Origin of the sequence: Sphingomonas sp. NFR04 (genome assembly GCF_900114095.1) — a bacterium.
Taxonomy (GTDB): domain Bacteria; phylum Pseudomonadota; class Alphaproteobacteria; order Sphingomonadales; family Sphingomonadaceae; genus Sphingomonas.
In genome coordinates this window covers 150,539-165,500 of sequence record NZ_FORV01000008.1, presented here as the reverse complement: position 1 = coordinate 165,500, position 14,962 = coordinate 150,539, and the positions used below count along the sequence as shown (strand labels likewise).

The following is a 14,962-nucleotide window of genomic DNA, read 5'->3' as shown; positions in this document are numbered from 1 at the left end:
AAGTCGCCGCGCACCCACCCCAACCCCTCCCTTGAAAGGGAGGGGCTAAGGTTCGTCTTACCCCTCCATCGCCTCGAGTTCCTTGCCCTTGGTTTCCTTGATGAACTTCAGGACGAGGAAGAAGCTGACCGCCGCGCAGACGGCGTAGAAGGTGTAGCTGGCGGCAAGCCCGAGCTTGGACGCCATCACCGGGAAGCTCTGCGCGATCAGATAGTTGGCGAACCACTGGGCGAAGCCGCACACCGCCAGCGCCGAGCCGCGGATCTGGTTTGGGAACATCTCGCCGAGCATCACCCACATCACCGGGCCCCAGCTGACGTTGAAGAAGATCACGTACAGGTTCGCGGCGATGACGGCGGTCTTGCCGAGATCGGGCGAGAGGACGAGCTTGCCGGCCGCGTCGAGCGAGCCATGGCCGAAGACATAGACCAGCACGAACAGCGTCACCGCCATGCCGGCCGAGCCGATCAGCAGCAGCGGCTTGCGGCCGATCTTGTCGACCAGGCCGATGGTGACGAGACAGGCGGCGATCGAGACCGCGCCCGAGACGATGTTGATCAGCAGCGAATCCGCTTCGGTGAAGCCGGCGAGCTGCCACAGGGTCGAGCCATAGTAGAAGATCACGTTGATGCCGACGAGCTGCTGGAACACCGCGATCACCAGGCCCGCCCACAGGATGGTGCGGATCTTGCCGGTGCGCGGGTCGATCAGGTCGCGGAAGCTCGGCCGGTGATCGGCGGTGAAGCTGGCGCGGATCTCCTCCAGCTTGGCGCGCGCGGTCTGCGGGCCGAACAGATCGGTCAGCACCTTGGTGGCTTCCTCGGTGCGCCCCTTGGCGACCAGGAAGCGCGGGCTCTCCGGAATGAAGAACAAAGCGACCAGGAAGATCGCCGCCGGCAGCGCCTGCATCAGGTACATCCAGCGCCAGGCTTCCAGGCCCGCCCAGAACTTGTTGGTCGAGGCACCGGCAGCGCCGGCCAGATAGTAATTGACCACGAACGCGGCGGTGAGGCCGGAGATGATCATGATCTGCTGCACCGTCGTCATCCGGCCGCGAATGTTCGCGGGGGCGACTTCGGAGATATAGGCGGGCGACAGCACCGAGGCGGCGCCGACCGCGATACCGCCGGCGATCCGGGCGATGACGAAGATCGTGTGGTCGTGCGCGAAGCCCTGGACGAGCGCACCGGCCAGGAAGAGCAGCGCGGCGAGCCGCATCACGTTGCGACGGCCCATCTGGTCCGCCAGCGTGCCGGCAAAGAAGGCGCCCGCGACGCAGCCGATCAGCAGCGAACCGACGGTGAAGCCGAGCCCGGCCTCGTCAAGGTTGAACGCCGCCTGCAGGCCCGGCTGGGTGCCGTTCACCGCGCCGCTGTCATAGCCGAAAAGTAGTCCGCCGATCGTGGCCACGGCCACGATGGCGCCGATCAGGCCGATGTTGGCCTTCTCCGCTGTCTGATTCATCCGATCCCTCTCCTAGTCGCCCGGGAATATGGGGGCGATTTGTTAGCGGTAACGCTGGCCCGTGCAACCAGGAAAAGCAAGTCGGCACGCGCGGGCGCGCAACTTTCCGCCAACGTTGTCCTATCGCCGGGGTGGCGGCGCGCAGGATTCGCGCACGATGAGCTGATGTGCAAGCACTTGTTCGGGCTCGTCGATCTGCCCCCCCGGCCGCAGTTCGTCGAGCAACATGGTCAGCGCCGCCTCCGCCATCGCCGCGATCGGCTGGCGGACGGTGGTCAGCTCGGGCCACATGGTGGTGGCGAGCGCGGTGTCGTCGAATCCGACCACGCTGAGGTCCTGCGGCACGTGCAGGCCCCGGCGATGCGCCACGCCCACCGCGGCGGCGGCCATGTCGTCATTGCTCGCGAAGATCGCGGTCGGCGGCTCGGACATGTCGAGCAGCGCCTCGCTGGCGACGATCCCCGAGCGGAAGGTGAAATAGCCCTGCTCGACCGGCATCGCGGCGAGATCCAGCCCCGCCTCCTCGATCGCCGCGCAGAAGCCGCGGAAGCGCTCGGCGCTGGAGGTCTGGTTGGGGTTGCCGCGGATGAAGCCGATATGGCGGTGACCCATGTCGATCAGGTGCTTCGTCATCGCCGCCGCCGCCGCGAAATCGTCGATACGGACGTTGAGGCTGCCCTCGGGCGGCAGGCCCATCGCCACCGACACCCAGGGGATGCCCGCCGCTTCCAGCTCGTCGCGCACCGCCGTGACTTCGGATAGTGGCGGCGGCAGGATCACGCCCTGGACATGCGTCTGCACGAAGCCGCGGGTCGCCTCGGCCTGCTCCTCGGCGCGCTCGCCTTCGCAGGCCTCGAGCACCAGATGGCACCCTGCCCGCCGCGCCGCGGCCAGCGCGCCGATCAGGAATTGCGAGAGATAGGCGGCCGACGGGTTGGAGTAGAGCAGCCCGATCTGAGTCGCTTCCCCTGCGGCCAGGCTGCGCGCGGCGCTGTTCGGCGAGTAATTGAGCTTGGCGATCGCCGCGAGCACGGCTTCCCGAGTCGCGTCGCGCACATTGGTGCCGCCATTGACGACGCGCGACACGGTCATGGCGGAGACGCCTGCCTCGCGCGCCACGTCCTGTACGGTAATGCTGCCCCGGCTGCGCCGGCTTGGTTTGGTCATCCCCCCTCCTGCACGAACGCTTAAGTGCGCGCTATCATGATTGCAATCGTTCGCGTGCCCCTGCACGCCCGGTTGACCCGGTTCGTTACGCCCCCTTATAGCTGATAGCGCTACCACCATGGCAAGAGGCGACTGCACGATTGTCGCCCGCCTTCAGGGAGAGGAACATGCGCTCATTCCGTCGCGTCGCCGCGCTTGCCATTGCTGCGAGCGCTCTGACGCCCTTCGTTGCGGCGCACCCCGCCGCCGCCCAGACCGAGCGCGCGGGCAAGCCGCTGTACAAGGATGCGAGCCAGCCGGTCGAGGCGCGGGTCGACGACCTCATCGCCCGCATGACGCTGGAGGAAAAGGTCCAGCAGTTGCAGGCGCTGTGGCTCAACAAGGGGCTGGTCCAGGACGCCAAGGGCGAGTTCGACCCCGTCAAGGCGAGCGCCAGCTTCCCCAACGGCCTGGGCATGATCTCTCGCCCCTATGACCGCCGCGGCGTCGCCGCGGGCCAGACGACCGCCGCGGGCGCCAATGCCGGCGACGTCAACCGCAGTCCGGAAGAGACTGCGCGCTACGTCTATGCCGCGCAGAAATGGGCGATGGAGAAGACCCGGCTCGGCATCCCGATGCTGATGCACGAGGAATCGCTCCACGGCCTGGTCGCCCCCGGCGCCACCAGCTTCCCGCAGTCGATCGGCCTCGCCAGCAGCTGGAATCCCAAGCTGGTCGAGAGCATCTTCTCGATGGCCGCCAGGGAAGCGCGCGCCCGCGGTGCCAATCTCGTCCTCGCGCCCGTGGTCGACGTCGCCCGCGATCCGCGCTGGGGTCGCATCGAGGAGACATACGGCGAGGACCCGTATCTCGTCACCCAGATGGGCCTGGCCGCGATCCGCGGCTTCCAGGGGACCACGCTGCCGCTCAAGCCGGACAAGGTGTTCATCACCCTCAAGCACATGACCGGCCATGGCCAGCCCGAGAACGGCACCAATGTCGGCCCCGCCTCGCTCGGCGAACGGACGCTGCGCGAGGATTTCTTCCCGCCTTTCGAACAGGCAGTGAAGACCCTTCCCGTCATGTCGGTGATGGCCAGCTATAACGAGATCGACGGCATCCCCAGCCATGCCAACAAGTGGTTGCTCACCGATGTGCTGCGCGGCGAATGGGGCTTCCAGGGTGCCGTGGTCAGCGACTATTTCGCGATCCGCGAGCTGATCTCCCGCCACCACATGTTCAAGGATCCCAAGGACGCCGCCCAGCGCGCGCTCGACGTGGGCGTCGATGTCGAGACGCCGGACGGCGAGGCATACACCCATCTCGTCGAGCTGGTGAAGGAAGGCCGCCTCAGCCAGGGCGAGATCGACAATGCCGTGCGCCGCGTGCTGCGGATGAAGTTCCAGGGCGGGCTGTTCGAGAACCCCTATCCCGAAGTGAAGCTGGCCGCTGCCCGCACCAACACGCCGGAAGCGATCGCGCTTTCCCGTCAGGCAGCGCGGGAGTCGATCGTGCTGCTCAAGAACGCGCAGGGCCTGCTGCCGCTCGATGCCAAAGGCATCAAGCGCATGGCGGTGATCGGCACCCACGCCAAGGATACCCCGATCGGCGGCTATTCGGACCTGCCCAACCATGTCGTCAGCGTGCTCGAGGGCATGCAGGCCGAGGGCAAGGGCAAGTTCGCGGTCGATTATGCCGAGGGCATCCGCATCACCGACCATCGCGAATGGTCGAAGGACGAAGTGAAGCAGGTCCCCGCCGCGGTGAACGACCAGCTCCGCGCCCAGGCGCTGGAGACGGCGAAGAACGCCGATGTCGTGGTGCTGGTGCTCGGCGGCAACGAGGCGGTGAGCCGCGAGGCTTGGGCCGACAATCACCTGGGCGACAGCGAGACGCTCGACCTGCCGGGGCCGCAGGACCAGCTCGCCAAGGAGCTGATCGCGCTCGGCAAGCCGGTCGTCGTGATCCTGCTCAACGGCCGCCCCTATGCGGTGAATTATCTGGCCGAGAAGGCGCCGGCGCTGATCGAGGGCTGGTATCTGGGCGAGCAGACCGGCAATGCGATCGCCGATGTGGTATTCGGCCGGTACAATCCGGGCGGCAAGCTGCCGGTCTCGGTGGCGCGCAACGTCGGCCAGCTGCCGATCTACTACAACAAGAAGCCGAGCGCACGGCGCGGCTATCTGTTCGGCGACACCAGCCCGCTCTACCCGTTCGGCTATGGCCTGAGCTATACCAGCTTCGACATCGCCGCGCCGCGGCTGGCCGCGCCGACGATCGGCATCGCCGACAAGGCGAGCGTCGAGGTGGATGTGACCAACACCGGCAAGGTCGCCGGCGACGAGGTGGTCCAGCTCTACGTGCATGACGACGAGGCGTCGGTGACGCGGCCGGTGATCGAGCTCAAGCGCTTCGAGCGGGTGACGCTGAAGCCGGGCGAGAAGAAGACGGTGCGCTTCACGCTGGCACCCGACGATCTGGCGCTGTGGAACAGCCAGATGCGCCATATGGTGGAGCCGGGGACCTTCACCATCTCGTCGGGCCCGGACTCGGCGACGCTCAAGAGCACGACGCTGACGGTGCGGTGAATTGGGTCGGGGCGGAGGCTTGGGTCTCCGCCCCTACTTGCCGTGAGGCTAGCGGCAGGCCTTCCAATGTAGGGGCGCCTTAGTCCGCTTACGCTCTGCGCTCGTCGGGTACCCGATTGGCAATGCCGTTTCCTTGCATGACCATGGCCGGGCGCCGTCCCATTCAGCTCATCGGCGGGGTGGTTGTTCCCGAACGGCAGCGATGCCCTGCAATATGCCGTGAACGACGAACGCCGGGGCCTCGTGCGGCAAACCGTGTCCCGCTCGCTCCGCGACGATCTGGTGGGCGTTGGTCGAGAGCGAGAGAAACTGTCGCTGCATCCGCTGGGTCGCGTCTTCCAATCGGACAGCGACTAGTTCGGACAGCCCGGGTACCATGCGAAAGCGCGGGCTATGCGTCAGCACGATCACCGGCTTCTCGCCGAGCGAGGTAAGCTTGTGCGCCTCCACGGCGCTCGCCTGCATGTCCAACCGCTCCTCGTTTTTGCTCGGATCCGTTTGCATGCTGGTGAGGAACGATCGGGTTTCGGTCACGGCCGGTTCCTCGCCCGGCATCGATGCGGGCAGGAGCGTCAGCCAGTTCGAAAACTGATCGGGATGCGTTGTGGACACCAGCACCAGACCCGCCGTGTCCGCGGGGTACTGTACGGCGAAAACCTGGGCATGCAGCCCGCCCAAGGAATGCCCGACGAGAAGGTAAGGACCCTTTACGCCTGCTGCTGAAAGTGCGGCATGCAAATCGTGCGCTGCATCCAGGCTCGAACGCGGGCCAGGCGCTGCCGGATCGCTCTGCCCAAGGCCAGCCCGATCATACAGGCAAACGCGGGTCACTGGCGCCACTTGCGCCGCTATGGCTTGCCATCCCGCATCCTCAACTGGTGCCGTTCCCATTCCGGCGTCGATCACCACCGTCGGCCTTCCAGCGCCCTTGCAAGCAAGGCGGATGAAGCGCCCCCCAACATCGAAGCGCCCGTCGACAGGCCCCTCTTGGGGCGCCGTCATTGCAGCAGACGCGCTGATGGCCGTGCAAAACAGTATCGTCGCAACGAACAGGGCACGCATCTCAAGCTCCCGATGAGGGAACAGCGAATAGTATAGTTTGCGGGCGGACCACAACTTCTGCTTCAAGGTTAGACCGATCGAACGCCGCCGGGCGGCTAATGCCGATAGCGACTATCTAGTTTATTCGCCGGCGGCGGCTTTCACGGCCAGTGGCTCAACTCCGGCAGAACCAGGGCGGCGCCATCAAGCAGCCGCCCGTCTTCTCACTTCCCATTGCCCGGCGCATGCGGCGTGCGGATCGCTTCGTAATAGCTCAGCGGCTGCGGCGGCGCGGCATGCCCCGCCGGCAGCGGGCGCTTCGACAGTGACTGCCAGTACGCGATCGAGGCGTCGCGCCACCACTGTGCTTCCTCGCGCTGGATGGCGAGGAAGTCGCGCACCTCGGCCCAGCGGCGGGCGTCGACCTTGCCGTCCAGCCCGGCCCAGCGGTGCTGCATGTCCTCCACCGTGGCGATGCCGGTGTCGTAATGGGCGATCAGGCTGTCCCACAAGGTCTCGCCGGAGCGCATCCGATAGTCCCAGGGGACGTGATGGAACCAGAGCAGCAGGCTGTCCGGCACCGTCTTAAGGTCGCCCCAGCGTTTCGCCACCTGCGGCGCATATTGCCCGAGCGCGTTGGTGCCGGTCGGCGTGCGGTCGAAGCCGATGCCGTTGGCATCCGCCCGATGGTAATAGGCCGGATTCCACTCGGGCCGGGCGAGGTTCGACACCCAGGGCCCCGGGCCGTAATGGTGGCCCGTCGCCATCACATGGCCGAGGCCAAGCGGCGTCATATAGTTCACCACCGCCTCGCGCGATTCCAGCATCATCGCGACGATCGGATCGACCACCGCAGGATCGGGGCTCCAGGTGAGCCGCGCCCAGTCGCGGGCGATGTCGGCGGCCTTCGCATCGGGATCCCAGGCGAGCCGGCCATAGGCGTACCAATTGGCCTGGTCGAACTGCGAGCCGCTCCAGTTCACGTCAGTGCCGATATTGGCGACGCCGGCCATGCCGGTGAGCGCCTTGGGGGCCACCGGCGTCTCCAGCACCCTGGCGACGGTGCTGCCGGCGCGCGGGCGGAAGGTGTCGCTTTCCAGCACCTCCTCCCACATCGTCCCCAGATAGGCGAGGTGCGTGGCGAAGCCGAGATATTCCTTGGTGATCTGCACCTCGAGCATCAGCGGCGTCTTCGGCATTGCGCCGAACAGCGGGTGGAAGGGCTCGCGCGGCTGGAAGTCGATCGCGCCGTTCTTCACCTGGAGCAGGACGTTATCGCGGAACTTGCCATCGAGCGGCACGAACTCGTCGTTCGCCTGCTTGTGGCGATCGGCGTCGTTATGCTCGGAATAGACGAAGGCGCGCCACATCACGATTCCGCCATGGGGGGCGAGCGCATCGGCGAGCATGTTGGCGCCGTCGGCATGGCTGCGCTTATAGTCGGACGGGCCGGGCTGGCCTTCCGAATTGGCCTTGACCAGGAAGCCGCCGAAATCGGGGATCACGGCGTAGATCTCGTCCGCCTTGGCCTTCCACCAGGCGCGCACCGCCGGATCGAGCGGATCCGCCGTCTTCAGCCCGCCGATCTCGATCGGCGCGGAGAAGCGCGCGGTCAGGTAGATGCGGATGCCGTACGGGCGGAATACCTCGGCGAGCGCCTTAACCTTCTGGAGGTAGGGCGCGGTGAGGATGTCGGCATTGGCGTTGACGTTGTTGGGCACCACCGCGTTGATGCCGATCGAGGCATTGGCGCGGGCATAGTCGGTGTAGCGCGGATCCTTGTAGCCGGGTAGCTTCTGCCAGTCCCACAGCGACTGGCCCGCATAGCCGCGCTCCACGTACCGATCGAGATTGTCCCAATGGTCGAGCGCGCGCAGCTGCAGCTTGGGGGCATCCTGCAGGTCGAGCGCGTCGATGGGCTGGCGCAGCTGGAGCAGCTTGAGCAGGCGGAAGCTGCCATAGAGCAGCCCGGTGTCGCTGTTCGCGGCGATCAGCGTCACCTTGGCGCCGCCGATCGTCGCCGTGCGGAGCAGGAAGCCCTCGCGGCCCAGCGCGGCGAGCGGCAGCTTCATCCCCGCGAGCAGCGGCGAGCCGGCGGTGGAGAGCACCACCCCGCCCTCGCCCTGCACCGCGCTGGCATGCGCCGGCGCCGATCCGATCAGCCCGGCAAGCCCGCGGTCGAGTTCGTCCAGCGCAGCGCGCACCGTCGGGCGGCTGCCGTCCGCCACCACGTAGCGGAGCTTCGGCGCCACCCGCTGCACGGTGCCCGCATCGAGCGGCTGGTAGCGCAGCCACAGGTCGTAGCCGGTTTCGGCACACGCCTGATTCGCAAAGGCAAATGCCGCCAAAATCCACAAAATCGCCTGGAATGTCGCCCGCATTGCGCCCTCTCTCGTCCGCGATCGTTCGCGTTGTTGACACGCGTGTAGCAGGCCAAACATGGTATCGCTACCAAGCACGCGACGCCCCCAAGCGCGATCAGGAGAGGGTTTCATGACCAACGGATTTCCCATCGACCGCCGCGCGCTGCTCGCCGGCGCGGCCGCCACCGCCGCGCTGCCGCTGGCGGCGCGCGCAAGCTCGCAGCTGCCGGGGCTGAACACCATGGCGGGCCAGAAGGCCATGCGGATCGGCTCCGCCTTCGCCTGGAGCCCGCCCGGTGCCGATGCCGGCTCCTTCGCCAACCCCCGCTACGCCGCATTGCTCCAGCGCGATTGCGGGCTGCTCGTGCCCGAGAACCAGCTCAAATGGCAGGCCACCCGCCCCGGCCCGGACAAGTTCGACTTCACCCATTTCGACGCGATGGTCGACTGGGCCGAGGCGCACCGCATGGCGATGCGCGGCCACACGCTGCTCTGGCACAAGAGCCAGTATTTCCCACGCTGGCTCAACGACCACGACTTCGGCGGCACGCCGCGACGCGAGGCCGAGCGGCTGCTCACCACCCATATCGACACGGTCTGTCACCGCTATGCCGGCCGGATCCACAGCTATGACGTGGTCAACGAGACCGTCGACGAGAAGACCGGCACGCTGCGCGAAACCAGCCTGTCGCGGGCGTTCGGCGGCACCGTGCCGATGCTCGACCATGCCTTCCACACCGCTCGCGCCGCGGCGCCGCACGCCCAGCTGGTGTACAACGACTATATGAGCTGGGAGCCCGGCAACGAGGCGCACCGCGACGGCGTGCTCCGGCTGCTCGAAGGCTTCCGCAAGCGCGGCGTGCCCGTCGATGCGCTGGGCGTGCAGTCGCATATCGAGCCGATCAGCGACGCCCCCGCCGGCGTGCTGGCGGCGCGGCAGGAGAAGCCGTGGCGGGCATTTCTCGATGCCGTCACCGGCATGGGCTATGCGCTGCTGATCACCGAATTCGACGTCGCCGACCAGCATCTGCCGACCGACATCGCGGTGCGCGACCGCCAGGTGGCCGACTATGCCGGCGTCTATCTCGACATCCTGTTCGGCTATCCGCAACTGCGCGACATGCTGTTCTGGGGAATGTGCGACAAGTATAGCTGGCTGAACGGCTTCAAGCCGCGCAAGGATGGCAGCGCACCGCGCGTGGCGCCGTACGACGGCGACTTCCGGCGCACGCCGCTCCACACGATGGTTGCGACGAAATTGATGAAAACCGCTGCACGGCGCTAACCTCGGTACGCTCCCGTTCAGATTTTGCGCGTATAGGATTTTCCCGAGTGGCTGAGTCGCCTTCGGAACCAGGGAGCAGGGCAATGGCCGCAGCGGCCGCGAAACGGCAAGGATCGGGCGGAGAAATGCCGCTCCCCAGCACGGTCGACGTCGCGGCGCTGCATAGCCTTGCCGAAGGAATTGTACGGGCCCATGGCCGCGCGACGGTCACCCCCGCCGGTGCCGCCTTCCGCCAGATGCTGATGGATCGCGCGCGCACCAGCGCCCAGCGGAGCGCGCTCGCCCTGCTTGGCGGCGACATCGAACGGCGCGCCCGTGCGGGCCGCGTGCGGAAGATCGATGACGGCGCGCCGGTCGACATCCTGTTCGATCTCGCCGGGCCGCTGGCGGCGCTGCTGGCGGAGGGGCGGCCGACCGACGCCAACATCCTCGCCAATCGCTATCTCGACCTGTCGCCGCAGGGGGCCACCGGATGGGCGCTGCTGCCGCTGATGCTGTCACTGCAGACCGACGATCCCGAAATCGCGGACCGATTTCTGGAGCCCGCAGCACCGCAGCTGATCGTGATCGGCGGTCTTTCGGGCACGGGCAAGTCGAGCCTGTCGCGGCTGCTCGGGGGACTCTATGGCCGTCGCCCCGGCGCGCGGGTGCTGCGCTCGGACGTGTTCCGCAAGCGGCTCGCCGGGTTGCCGCCCGAAACACGGCTGCCGCCTTCGCACTATACCCGCCGCAACGATGCCGAGACCTATGAGGCGCTGTTCGAGTCGGCGGACGACCACCTCGCCTGCGGCTCGACGGTGATCCTCGATGCGGTGTTCCTCAATCGCAGCGAACGGGAAGTCGCCGAGGCGCTGGCGCTGCAGGCGCGGGTGCCGTTCACCGGCATCTGGCTGGAGGCGCCGGATCGCGACCGTATCGCCCGGGTGAGCGCGCGCACCGGCGATGCATCGGATGCGACCGCGGACGTCGCACGCGATCAGGCTCGACGCCCCGTCGGCGACCTGTTCGGCTGGCACCGGATGCGGGCGAACCGTCCCATGGAAACGATCGTGGCGGCGGCACGCGCTGCGGTGGAGCGCCCGCGCCGCTGAGGGGGTCCGGCGGGCTCGACCCGCCGGCCGCGGCTCAGGCGGTCTCGGCGACCTCAGGCTTGAGCAGAATGCCGCTGACGCTGTCATTGGCACAGAACAGGTCGTTCAGTGCCTCGAGCATGCGGCGCGCTTCCGGGCTGGCCAGCGAGTAGAAGATCATCTGGCCGGCACGCCGGGCAGAGACCATGCCCTCGCGGCGCAGCAGGGCGAGTTGCTGGGAGACCGCCGTGTCGCGAGCACCGGTGAGCCGTGCCAATTCCCCTACCGATTTCTCCCCATCCACCAGATGGCAGAGAAGCAGCAGTCGGCTGCGGCCGGACAGCGCCTTCAAAAACTGCGACGCGTGGTCGATTACCTCGATCATATCGTTCTTCACGGCGACCATGGCTATGCGTGTATCCTATGCCAAGCAACCCGTCACGCGGCAAAAAATCCAGGAAATTCATAAACCTGGATCAATATGAGACATCATATATACGCATGTTTGCCGGCATGTGTCTCCCGCGATGTTCGTGACAGGGAGCGTACCAGCCGTTCGAAGGTTACGATAAAATGACGCATGGGCAAGCGGATTTGTTTGATGTTCCGGGGCCTTCCGGTCTCCGCTCGAGATCGGGATTCCTCGACAGCTTAGAGGAATCCGCGGCGATCGCCGCGATCGAATCGGCGGGGCTCGAGCCATTCCGATTCCAGGGCTGGACGGGCAATCGGCAAACCACCAGCTATGGCTGGCGCTATGATTTCGAGGATGGCGGCTTCGCCCGCGCCGAGCCCTTCCCCGACTGGCTGGTGCCGCTGCGCGATCGGGCGGAGGCCTTTGCCGGCTTGGCGCCGGGCGCGCTCGTCCAGGCGCTGTTGATCCACTATCCGCTCGGTGCCGGGATCGGCTGGCACCGTGACCGGCCGGTGTTCGAGGAGGTGGTGGGCATCTCGCTCGGCGCGCCCGCGACGCTGCGCCTGCGCCGCCGGACCGGCCCGCGCGCCTTCGATCGCACCGAGCAGTTCCTCGCCCCGCGCTCGATCTACCTGCTCTCGGGCGAGGTGCGCCACGCCTGGGAGCACAGCATCGCGCCGATGGCCGAACCGCGCTGGTCGATCACCTTCCGCGCGCTCTCCACGCTGGGCCTGCGCCAGACGCAGAACGGCCCGGACGAGGATCCCCGACCGGGCCGCACTGGTTGAAGACCCCGCCGCCGGAGCGGCGGGACCATCGCATCAGAACTTGACGCTGGCTTCCACGCCCCAGGTCCGCGGGGGGTTGAAGTTGGCATAGTCACCCAGGATGCCGCCATAGCTGGTCGAGACCAGCTGGCCGTTGGCGCCATAGTTGAGCACCGGCGACGAGTTGGCCGACGAGCGACGGTAGATATAGGTGTGGTCGAGCAGGTTGCGCGACCAGACGGCGAAGGTGACCTTGTTGTGATCCGACACCGCGATGTCCGCGATCGCGATGCGGCCGTTCATGATGAAGGCGGCATCGGTCTTGGTCGGCTCGAGCTGGAAGCTGTACTGGCTGCTCGAATAATTGCCGTCGAGGTGGAAGCGCAGCTTGGCGTCGCCACCGCCGATCGGCAGGGCATAGTCGATCGAGCCCGACGCCGCATTTTCCGGCGTGTAGACGATGTACAGCTGCTGGGCCGGCGCACCCGGGGTCAGCGGGTTCACCGCCGACGGCGCACGCCAGTAGGTGTAGGCGTAGGACGCGGTCAGCGTCAGGCCCTGCACCGGCGCCACGGTCAGATCCGCTTCGATGCCGCGGATCTTGCTGTCGCCGGCATTGGTGGTCTGCTCGATATGACTGCCGTTGGTCGGGCTCGAACCGTTCGTGTCGAAATAGTCGAAGTCGAACTGGGTGTTCGAGCGGTCCATGATGTAGCCCGCCAGGTTCAGGCGCGCCTTGTGGTTCCAGAAGTCCATCTTGGCGCCGATTTCATACGACTTCACCGATTCCGGGCCGAAGGCGTTGAACTGGAGCGAACGGTCGTTCGCGCCGCCGGCGCGGAAGCCGGTCGCGTACTTGGCATAGAGATGGATGTCCTGCGTCGCGTCGAAGGCGACGTTGATCATCGGATCGAAGCGGCTGACGCTGTTGCTGAAGCCGAACGGCGACACCGTGCCCGCCGTGACGAGGTCGGCGCGGTTGTTGACGACGTAGAGCGTGCCGTGGCGCTTGTCCTTGGTCCAGCGGCCGCCGAGGGTGACGTGCACCACATCGTTCAGCGCGTCCGGCGTGAAGGTCAGGTTGCCGAACAGCGAGTAGTTGTGGTCGGTCGCCTGGCTGGCGCGGGTGATGAACTGGCAGCTGTTCGCGAACTGCGGCACGGTGGTCGCCAGCGTGTTGTTGCACGACGGATCGAACTGCTGATAGCCCGAGTTCGCGCCGGTGATCGCGCTGGAATTGCCCGGGATGGGGCTGCGGATGGTGTAGGCGGTGCCGTCCGTGTTCCACTGGTTGGTGAGCGGCGTCGCGGCATATTCCGTGGCGTGCTCGGTGAAGTAGTAGGCGCCGACGACATAATCGAGCTGCGGCACGCTGCCGACTGCCTGGAATTCCTGGCTGAACTGGTGCTGGCGCAGGAACGACAGGCTGTAGCGGCTGAAGGTGCCGGTGGTGTTGATCGCCGTCGGGTTGGCCATGTTCGGCACGAACGGCGCGAACGAGCTGCGCTCCGGACCGCCCGAGTTATCCCACTGATCGGTGCTGACACCGCGCCATGCGGTGATCGAGCGCAGTTCCAGCCACGGTGCGGCGGTGTACTTCAGGTTCGACGAGACGCCGTGGGTGATGTCGACGCTCGGCTGCTGCGGCACGCCGACATCGGCCACGCGCTGGCGATCCGGGTGGACACCGACGAGCGGCGCCTTCGGGGCGATACAGACCGGCTTGGTGCTGCCGGCAGCGATGGTGCCGCCGCAGGCGGTGTTGGTGCCGGGCAGGACCAGAGAGGCGCCGTTGAACGCGCCGACGGTGTAGCCGTTCGGGTTGTAGCTGACCAACTGGCTGTACTGCGGGGTATTCTCGTCCTTCGCATAGTCATAGGCGAAGTCGGCGGTGAAGTTGCTGACCGGCTTCCAGCGCGCGGCGACGCGGCCGCCCTTGCGGTCGTAATAGTTCCAGCCGGTCGAGCCCGTGAGCGGGTTGTCGACGGTCGGATCCTGGTGCTGGTAGAGGCCGTCCAGCTTCAGCGAGACGTCGTGGAAGGCCGGCAGGTCGAGATGCGCGTCGACGCTGCGGCTCCCATAGTTGCCGACGCCGCCGTTGATGCGGCCGCCGAACTCGCCGGTGGGGGCGCGAGTGACGAGCGACAGCGCGCCGCCTTCGGTGTTACGGCCGAACAGCGTGCCCTGCGGGCCCTTCAGCACTTCGATGCGCTCGATGTCGAACAGCGCGGCGTTGAGGCCCTGGGTCTTACCGAGGGCAACACCGTCGATATAGACGCCGACGCCGCCGTCACGCGCGGTCTGGTTCTGGTCGTAGGGGACGATGCCGCGGATGCCGATCGTCAGCGCCGACTGGCGCGCCTCGAAGGTGGCGACGCGGAGCGACGGCACAGTGCCGTCGGCCAGGTTGAACAGGCTCTGGACGTGGCGGTCCTGCAGATTCTCGGTGCTGAGCACGCTGATCGAGATCGGCGTCTTCTGCAGGTTGGTCTCGCGCTTGGTGGCGGTGACGACGATGTCGGCCAGGCCTTCGGGCTGGGCACTGTCGGCAGCCGGCGCATCGGCCGTCTGCGCCATGGCCGGAACGGCGGCAAGCGCCATCGCGGTGGCGCCGGCGAGGAGCGCGAGGCGGAAGGTGGAACGATCGAGCATGAATGCTTTCCCCGAGGTAGGTGGTATGTCTTCGGGGGGCGCCCTAGGCACAGGATTTGGCAGGTTTGTTACACCCACCGCAGCACGCATGACGCGCCGGTTTCATTTTCAATTCATTTTCAAGATTTCACGTGGGAATCTGCGGGCGGAGAAGGTTACCGCAGCGCGGGT

10 protein-coding genes are annotated in these 14,962 nt (G+C 66.8%); 4 read left to right on the top strand and 6 right to left on the bottom strand.

Annotated features, from left to right (window positions below; all coding sequences use genetic code 11):
• Nucleotides 1-57: 57 nt before the first annotated feature.
• Nucleotides 58-1,464 (bottom strand): sugar porter family MFS transporter, encoded by a 1,407-nt coding sequence (locus BM009_RS19630; RefSeq protein WP_093298775.1) that lies wholly within the window; start codon nucleotides 1,462-1,464, stop codon nucleotides 58-60.
• A gap of 120 nt (nucleotides 1,465-1,584) precedes the next feature.
• Nucleotides 1,585-2,631: a LacI family DNA-binding transcriptional regulator gene (locus BM009_RS19625; RefSeq protein WP_093298773.1), complete on the bottom strand. Its 1,047-nt coding sequence runs from the start codon at nucleotides 2,629-2,631 to the stop codon at nucleotides 1,585-1,587.
• Nucleotides 2,632-2,798: 167 nt separating this feature from the next.
• On the opposite strand from BM009_RS19625, the gene BM009_RS19620 reads away from it, so the two are divergent.
• Nucleotides 2,799-5,198, top strand: coding sequence for a glycoside hydrolase family 3 N-terminal domain-containing protein (locus tag BM009_RS19620; RefSeq protein ID WP_093298771.1), 2,400 nt, complete (start codon nucleotides 2,799-2,801; stop codon nucleotides 5,196-5,198).
• Nucleotides 5,199-5,366: 168 nt separating this feature from the next.
• Here the strand turns inward: BM009_RS19620 and BM009_RS19615 are convergent, their stop codons facing one another.
• Nucleotides 5,367-6,260 carry an alpha/beta fold hydrolase gene (locus tag BM009_RS19615; RefSeq protein WP_175488133.1) on the bottom strand — a complete coding sequence of 298 codons (894 nt, stop codon included), beginning with the start codon at nucleotides 6,258-6,260 and terminating at the stop codon, nucleotides 5,367-5,369.
• Nucleotides 6,261-6,463: 203 nt separating this feature from the next.
• Nucleotides 6,464-8,620, bottom strand: a complete 2,157-nt coding sequence (locus BM009_RS19610) for an alpha-glucuronidase family glycosyl hydrolase (protein ID WP_093298768.1) — start codon at nucleotides 8,618-8,620, stop codon at nucleotides 6,464-6,466.
• Between the two features lie 112 nt (nucleotides 8,621-8,732).
• On the opposite strand from BM009_RS19610, the gene BM009_RS19605 reads away from it, so the two are divergent.
• Entirely contained in the window at nucleotides 8,733-9,887 is a 1,155-nt protein-coding gene (locus tag BM009_RS19605; protein WP_093298766.1) for an endo-1,4-beta-xylanase, read from the top strand.
• 83 nt (nucleotides 9,888-9,970) lie between these two features.
• Nucleotides 9,971-10,978 (top strand): P-loop nucleotide/nucleoside kinase family protein, encoded by a 1,008-nt coding sequence (locus BM009_RS19600; protein WP_093298764.1) that lies wholly within the window; start codon nucleotides 9,971-9,973, stop codon nucleotides 10,976-10,978.
• A gap of 34 nt (nucleotides 10,979-11,012) precedes the next feature.
• On the opposite strand, the gene BM009_RS19595 is transcribed toward BM009_RS19600, so the two are convergent.
• Entirely contained in the window at nucleotides 11,013-11,363 is a 351-nt protein-coding gene (locus BM009_RS19595) for an ArsR/SmtB family transcription factor (protein ID WP_093298762.1), read from the bottom strand.
• 188 nt (nucleotides 11,364-11,551) lie between these two features.
• On the opposite strand from BM009_RS19595, the gene BM009_RS19590 reads away from it, so the two are divergent.
• Entirely contained in the window at nucleotides 11,552-12,160 is a 609-nt protein-coding gene (locus tag BM009_RS19590) for an alpha-ketoglutarate-dependent dioxygenase AlkB (protein WP_368085944.1), read from the top strand.
• 33 nt (nucleotides 12,161-12,193) lie between these two features.
• Here the strand turns inward: BM009_RS19590 and BM009_RS19585 are convergent, their stop codons facing one another.
• Nucleotides 12,194-14,791 carry a TonB-dependent receptor gene (locus BM009_RS19585; RefSeq protein ID WP_093298759.1) on the bottom strand — a complete coding sequence of 866 codons (2,598 nt, stop codon included), beginning with the start codon at nucleotides 14,789-14,791 and terminating at the stop codon, nucleotides 12,194-12,196.
• Nucleotides 14,792-14,962: the final 171 nt, after the last annotated feature.